This window comes from Chthoniobacterales bacterium, assembly GCA_035274845.1.
Taxonomy (GTDB): Bacteria; Verrucomicrobiota; Verrucomicrobiia; order Chthoniobacterales; family UBA10450; genus AV80.
In genome coordinates this window covers 21,359-27,522 of sequence record DATENU010000018.1, presented here as the reverse complement: position 1 = coordinate 27,522, position 6,164 = coordinate 21,359, and the positions used below count along the sequence as shown (strand labels likewise).

The following is a 6,164-nucleotide window of genomic DNA, read 5'->3' as shown; positions in this document are numbered from 1 at the left end:
CGACGGTCTGAGACCGCCGCTACAGAGAAAATCAGAACGCGAAGCCGAAACTAAAATGGAACGCGCCCACATCTTCATCAGGGCGCTTGTCGGGATTGTAACCGTAATCGAGCCGGACCGGGCCGATCGGCAATTTATAGCGGAGACCGACGCCGACCGCGTAACGCATGTCCTCGAACCCGGCCGAAATCGTGTCGAATGGATCGGTTGAATTCGGCAGGAGATTACCGGCGTCGAAGAAAACCGCGCCGAGAAGTTCCCCGTAGATCGGGAAGATGTATTCGACGTTGAAGACCGAGAAAAACTCGCCCCCAATGGAATGCCCGTTGTCATGCGGGCCGAGGTCGCGCTCGGCAAAGCTGCGGACGGTGGTGCTGCCACCGTTGAAGAAGCGTTCGTCGATCGGAATGTCCGCGACCATGTCGTTGCCATTGAGAGCGTGGATAATCCCCGCCCGCGCGCCCAGCGCGAGCATGGTGCGCTTGTCCGGGAACCCCGGCTTCGGTTCGTGTCCGAACGGAAGGTAATAGCTGACCCGCCCCGTGCTGCGGACGAAGTCGATGTTGCTTCCGAGCGCGCTGGTCGCAAAATCGATCGTGCTATCGAAAACGAAGCCGCGGCTCGGGTTCACTTTGCTGTCCCGCAGGTCGAGCGTCTGGACCAGGCCGATCGAGCTCACAAAATAGTTGGTGTCACCCACCAAAGCCGGACTGATATCGAAGCTGGTGATTTCGACATGCCGCGCCGAGAGAACAAGGCCGACTTCGTAGAACTTCGAGAGCTTGCGGGTGAAATCGAGGCGGAGGCCGGTCTCCAATTTGGCGTAACCGTCGAAGTCGAAAGTGAGCGCGCCGAGCTTCGCCTTGAACCCGAAATCGGTGTCGAAGAAATAAGGATCTTCCCAGAGAATTTCCCATTTGTAACCGCGCCCCGACCATTCCGCCAAAGTCGAGATCGGCCGGCCGTAGCCGAAAAGATTTCGGTCGCGATAGGTCGCGCCGACGACCGGACCGGCATACGAACCGTACCCCAGCGCCAACCCGAACTCCTTGCTCTTGGCTTCCTCAGCTGAAATATCGAGCCGGAGCGCGTCGCCGCCGATCGGGGTGGGTTTGATTTGCAGCACCGTGAACAGGCCTGACTTCATCAGCTCGCGGAACTTTTCGTCCACCAGCTCGGGGCTGTAAGTCTTCCCGCTGAATTTGCTGAAGCGCCTCGTGATGTAGCTCGGCCGGAGGCGTTCGAGTCCTGTCACCTGCACGCCGTCGAAATGATACAGTCGACCGGGCGTGATCGAGATGAGCACGGGGACCCTGCCATTGTTTGCCGCCGGTGGATTGCCGATCGCCTCGACCTTCGCTTCGTAATAACCGCGCGTCCGGTAATACGCCTGGAGCCGCCGAGGAATGTCGGAGACGCGGTTGTCGGTGTAGGGCTGTTCGAGCACATCAACGAGCTGGCCGCGCAATTCATCCGAGCTGTAGATCGTCTGGCCGGAGAAGGAGACCTGCCCGAAGGAATATTGGCGGCCTTCCGTGATCGGGATCGTCGCATCGACCCGGACGCCGTCGTCCGAGTAATGATAAATCGGCTTCTCCACCGCCGCGTCGAGATAGCCATTCGCGATGTAGAGCCGATGAACGAGGTCCGCGCCTTCCTCGACGTCCGCCGCCACGAACGGCAGGTTCTTCTGCATGCTCGAATAGCGCTCGCGGGTCGGCCCCACGGCATAATCGAACAGGATGTCCGCGGGCTGGTGCTGGTTGCCGACAAAATTCACGAACCCGAGGCTGACCAGCGGCCCTTCGTTGATGTCGAGCAGAAGACGATTGCCCTGGATCGAATAACGCACCGTGACTTTCGCGTATCCGTGTTTGCGATAAAACAGCTCGAGAAAGAATGCCGCGTCATCTCCACGCGCCGCCGTCAGTCCATATTGGTCGATCGTCGTGATCTGTTCTTTCAGGACTGAGCGCAGATCCTTTTCCTTGAAGGCGGCCTGCCCGCGGAACTCGATCACGTCCGTCCGTTGCGCTTCTTTTTCCTGCTGTTTCTTGACTGCCTTCTCAGCCTTGTCCTTCTCCTCCGACTTCGGGACTTTGACCGCGGTCTGGCCCAAGGCGGCGGCCCCGACAAATGAAACCGCAATGGCCAGGCCTAACAAGAACACCTGCATCCAGGCGGCCCGTCCCGCGTGTCGGATTTTGGCAATGGCGCGGCTCATCTCACTTGAATCGGATTAGATACTTTACCATGCCGCGAAAATCGCCCCCTACCTGGAGATCGCCGATCAACATGAATTGTTCGTTTAGCCGCAGCCGCGCGGTCGCCGTTTGCTGCCCGGTCCTCGGATCGACGTTGCCGACATCGACATCGAGGTGGTTGAAAACGGAGTTACTCTTGGGCGCCTCGCCATTTTTCTTGAAGATTTTCCGATACATCTGCGTGATGAGCAGCATGGCGGCGCGCCCGGCCAGGACGCTGTTGTTTCCCACCAACTCCTGGCGAGTCGTTCCCGTCGCGAGAAGCGAAATGATCTCCTCCTGGGGCAAAGGCGGCTCGCTGCTGAAGACCGCTTCCGGTGAGAGCGAAGTCCCAAAGACATACACGTGCACCGTGTAATCGCGGATCAGGGAGGTCCCTTGCAAGTCGATCTTTGGGTTGAAGGAGTCGCTCGGGTCGAAATAAAGGGAGCCGGACGAGATCTCGAGCCGGCTGAACGGCAGGGTCGCTTCGACATTTTGCAGGCGCACGACTCCCTGGAGAGCAGGACGCAAACCCGTCCCGGTGGCGTGCAGGTCCACGACGGCGCCGCCGTTTGCCAGGTTGCCGCGGATCATGAACGGATCCTTGGTCGTCACGGCGATGTCGAACTTCCAATCGCGGATTGGAGGTTGCGGGACCGAGAAATCGGGCCGGTCCGTGGGCGGCTGCGGCGCCGGGCGACCGGGCAGGCCAATCGGGAGCAGGTCGATGTTCTTGAGCAACGAGCTATTCGTCAGCGCCACCTTGCCGGTCACGGTCGCCGCTTTCAACGGACCCACGACCCGCACATCGGCATCGGCGCGGGCCGTGAGAGTGTCGTTTCGCGCCACCAGGATGCTCTGGGCCTTCAACTGAAAATCGAGGTTCGGCTCGGTGAGCTTCGGGAAAGTGACCTGCCCGGAGACGGTGAACGGCCCGCCCGCCAGGTCGCCGTTGACGCGCTCGAAATGGAGGACGTCGCCGGCAAAGGTCATCCGCGAATGGAACCCGCTCAGCGAGGGAAGGGTCGTGTTCGTGAACCGTGCCATGTTGATCGTGATATCGCCCGAGCCGCTCAACGCCGGCTTGGCCACGGTGCCATTGATGTTCACGTCGAACGCCAGGTCGCCATCGAGCTGAGTGATTCCGGGAACGAATTGGCGGAGAAAATTCACGGAGCTGCGCGGCATCTGCACCCTCGCGTTCACCGGCGTGTCCTCATTGAACCGGCGTTCCTCGATTACCTTGGCGAGGTTGAACGGAACATTCCCGGTCAACTGGACCGGCTGAATTTTCGCTTGTTGCAACCGGCCATTGAACGCCAGCTGGTTGTTTTGCATTTCCGCGACCAGATTGAACGTCGCCGGCTCGAGCTTCGGATACTCCACGCTGTGCAATTCCCGCATCTGCAGGTCGAGCCGCCCTTGCACCGCCTCGAGCGTCCCCTGCGCGTCGAGCTTCACGCTGATCAACCCGGTCGCGAGCGGCGGCGCGCCGAGGTCCGCGAACAATTTCTTCAGGTCGAGATTCTCCGACTGAAAGTTCGCCACCACCTTGCCGTCGGAAACGAAGAGCGGCCGGTCCGTGCCGAGGTTTCCCCAAACGAACGGGAGGGAAAGATAACCGGACGCGTATTTCGCCTGGCCCTGGTCGACCTGGATTTTGCTGACTTCGAGGGTGTCGCCTTTCGCGGTCAGGTTTGCCTGGAATGACATCTTGTCGCTGGCGAAAAAGATCGTCGGCACGTCCAGGCCGTCTGGGGAATAATCGGCATCGATGTTCGCCCGGAGCGCGTGGAGATTCGCGTAACGTCCCTTCTCCAGGGTCAGGTTCAATTTCCCCGCGTTCTTGAAATCGGCCAGCTGGCCGGAGCCTGCCCAATCGATCACCAGGGAGCCGGCGATCTCATTGTCGTTGCCGAAAGCGGCGAGCAACGGCTTGAAGCGCGCCAGGTCGGCGACATTCGCGGAGAGCTTGCCTTCGTAAGGCCAGGGCCGGTCGAGCGAGAAGGTGCCGTAACCGGAGATGAAATCCCGCTCGTTGAGCTTCGCGGTGAAGTCGTTCAGGTAAACGACGTTGCGGGATATGACCATTTGGGCGCTGACTTCCGGGATGGTGAGATTGCGGAATTTTAGGTTCGATCCGTAGACCGACAGCTGGCCGTCAGCCTTCCCGTTGGTCGAGGTAACCTCTCCCGACACCTGGACCGGGCCGGTGACGCGATTCGGTGAATCCTCCGGCCAATAATCGCCCAGCTCGATCGCGCCAAGCCTGATCGCGAAGGTCGCCGGCTGCGCCCTAAATTGGGCGAAATCGTCCGGCAACAGGTAGGTGCCGGAAGCGGTGAAAGTGTTCTCTTTTCGCAGGGCAACAAAGCGATCGACTTTCACATTCGGCCCGTCGCTGCTGATGTCGACGACCGCCGAATCAAAAATGTTCTCGCCCGAATGGCCTTCGGTCATCTCGACATGAATCTGGGAATGCAGGTCCGTGTAATACATTTTGCGCTGGTTAGCCGGCGGCATCTGCTTGCTCGCTTTCAGCGTTCCCGCGAAATGCGCTGCTCCGACATCGCCAGAGGCGATCGGGCCCCCCGAGAATGCGAGTTCCATCCGGAGGACCGCATCCTTGATCTCCGCCGTGCCGGTAACGGTCCCGGTTCCACTTACCGGCTGCGGGAAATTCTCGGTCAGCGATTGCAGGTCGAGCAACTCTCCATTGATTTCGAACTGGGCGCCGTAACGGCCGAACTCCCGAATATGGCCGGGAAGCTCCGTCCTCCCTTTGAAGGCGATTTTATTCCGGCCGCGGATCGCTTCGCCTGACTGCAAGGTGGCAAATCCCCCATCCGCCGTGGCGAATATCGTAACCTGGTCGAAAAAGATATTGTCCTGCCGGAGATTGTCGATCTGGCCCTGGAGCGAACCTCTCCAGGTGCGCGGCGCGTCCAGCGTTCCATCGCATTCCATTCGCAGCTTTTTCGCGTCACCGCCTGGAAACCCCGAGGGATCGCCCACATAACCACGCAGCGTCCCGAGGGAGACGTTTTCCGCTACCAGCCGCAGTTTCATGTTCACCGACTCGGCCGTCTCTCTTAGCCCGAGCGAACCGGCGATCGTTCCGCCAGCCAGCGAAGCGTCGAGAACCAATTCGAGCGAGCGCGCCGCGATGTGCGAAGCATCGAAAGCGAAAAGCCGGATTTGGTTTTCCTGATCCAGGACCACGCCGCTCAAGACGAGGTTCTTGTTCGCATAGGAAGTTTTCGCCGAAATATTGCGCCAGGCGTTTGCGGTGGGTAGTTGGAGAGTTGCAGCTCGAAGCTCTCCCGGATTTTTCGGATCCAATTCGAGGTCAAAATGTTCCAAAACAAAATCGGCCTTTTCGGTCGTGGACCGGACGAACACGTTGGCGTCGGAAATCCGCAATCGTTCCGGGAAAACGGGAAACAGTCTCAGACGCTCGTCGGGCTCCGGAATCTTCGGCTTTACCGAGGCTTTAGCCGGATCGAGCACCACTCGCGCGTTCCGCAGCTCCACGTTCTTCAATAATTCGGTTGGACCGCGCCGCATCCAGTCCCAGAGGCTGTATTCCGCGCGGGCATAATCGACGTCGATTGATTCCACAATCGTCGGGCCGGTCGGCGAAACATGAAGATTGCGGAGAACGAGGCTGGTGAAAATGCTGCCTTCGAAGGTGCAATCGACCCTCAGATGTCCGATAGCGGCGTAGTGGTCCACGAACTGACGGGCGATTCGGAAAAGGATCGGCCGGTGGAACAAAATGAGCAGAACCAGAAGGACGAGGAGGGCACGACCAATCCGTCGCCGCCAGGGCCGAGGGCGTTTTCCAGGCGTCTGGCTGAATTCATCCACGTGGGCGGTAATCTATTTCCACGAGGGTAAAGAGCAACCTTGGGCCGC

General features: G+C 59.7%; 2 protein-coding genes. Both read right to left on the bottom strand.

The window, feature by feature from the left end:
- Window positions 1–31: 31 nt before the first annotated feature.
- Window positions 32–2,224, bottom strand: coding sequence for an outer membrane protein assembly factor BamA (bamA, locus tag VJU77_12600; GenBank protein ID HKP04185.1), 2,193 nt, complete (start codon window positions 2,222–2,224; stop codon window positions 32–34).
- Window position 2,225: 1 nt separating this feature from the next.
- Window positions 2,226–6,116 carry a translocation/assembly module TamB domain-containing protein gene (locus tag VJU77_12595; protein HKP04184.1) on the bottom strand — a complete coding sequence of 1,297 codons (3,891 nt, stop codon included), beginning with the start codon at window positions 6,114–6,116 and terminating at the stop codon, window positions 2,226–2,228.
- Window positions 6,117–6,164: the final 48 nt, after the last annotated feature.